The sequence below is a fragment of the Alteromonas profundi genome, from assembly GCF_010500865.1.
In the GTDB taxonomy this organism is placed as follows: domain Bacteria; phylum Pseudomonadota; class Gammaproteobacteria; order Enterobacterales; family Alteromonadaceae; genus Alteromonas; species Alteromonas profundi.
The window spans coordinates 1-1,269 of record NZ_JAAAWN010000082.1 but is presented as its reverse complement, the minus strand read 5'-3'; the positions used below and the strand labels follow the sequence as shown (position 1 = coordinate 1,269).

The 1,269-nt window shown below is 41.8% G+C and carries 1 protein-coding gene; it reads right to left on the bottom strand.

Annotation, left to right across the window (positions count from 1 at the left end; all coding sequences use genetic code 11):
* Positions 1-9: 9 nt before the first annotated feature.
* A protein-coding gene (locus tag GTH32_RS19240; RefSeq protein ID WP_163088803.1) for an IS3 family transposase occupies positions 10-1,190 on the bottom strand; the annotation gives its coding sequence in 2 pieces (ribosomal slippage) (positions 10-932 and positions 932-1,190; 1,182 coding nt in all).
* Positions 1,191-1,269: the final 79 nt, after the last annotated feature.

Sequence of the window (1,269 nt, the reverse complement as noted above, 5' to 3'; positions counted from 1 at the left end):
CTGTAGTGGTCAACTAATTTTGGCCACAGTTTTAGAATCTTGGTATATAACCTCAGATTCATTTGGTGCTAAACCAGCATTATAATGATGTGGCCTAACGTTGTTGTAATACCCGTTGATATAATCACTCACACTATATTTAGCATCTTTAAAGTTTTCGTATCCAACCTTTGGCATCCACTCCGTTTTAAAGCTTCTAAAAAATCGCTCCATTGGCGCATTATCCCAACAATTCCCGCGCCTGCTCATACTTTGTGTGATTTTATAGCGCCATAAACGTTGGCGGTACTTCAAGCTTGTATAGTGGCTTCCTTGGTCTGAGTGAAACATCAATCCACTTGGTTTGCCTCTGCTTTCATAAGCGAGTTCAAGCGCTTTTAGCGTTAAGTTAGTATCTGGCGACAGCGACATTGCCCAACCAACGACTTTACGTGCAAATAAATCAACAACGACCGCTAAATAGGCCCAGCGATTGCCTGTCCAAATATACGTCACATCACCGCACCAAACCGTATTCGGCTTAACAACATCAAACTGCCTATCTAACAAATTTGGGATTTCAAGATGCTCATTACCACCCCGTTTATATTGATGTTGTGGTACTTGGCAGCTCTCTAGTTTTAGTTTAACCATCAGCTTAGCGGCGCGATAACGGCTTAATTCAAAATCGTTATTCGTTGCGATTGCCGCGATTGTCCGTGCCCCAGCTGAACCGCCGCTCATTGCATGTATGGCTTTAACTTCCGCTTCTAGCCTTATTTGCTCTGGTGTAGGCGTTGTATCCCGTATGGCCCAATATTTATAGCTGCTGCGATGCACATTGAATACGCTACACAACACGCTAATTGGGTAACGCTCTCGTTGATTTAACTTCTCAATTAATGAGAATTGTTCAGGGAGTCGGACATCAAGAGAGCGGTAGCCTTTTTTAATATATCCTTTTCTAATTCAATGCGTTGAATTTGCTTTTTAAGCTCACGAATTTCAATTTGTTCGGGTGTCATTGGTGACGCTGTGGGTGTCTGGCCATTCCGTTCTTGCTTTAATTGAGTGACCCATTTACTTACAGTTGATTTACCAACACCCATCGCCTTAGCTGCATCTTCTTGTGTGTAGCCTTGGTCAACTACAAGCTGAGCTGTTTCTAATTTGATTGCAGCAGAATACGTTGCACGTTTTAATTTCGTCATTTTTTCACCCAAATTTGTATGCTTATTAGCATAACATTTCTTTCTTAATGGGTGGCCAAATTAACTATGCCACTACAAT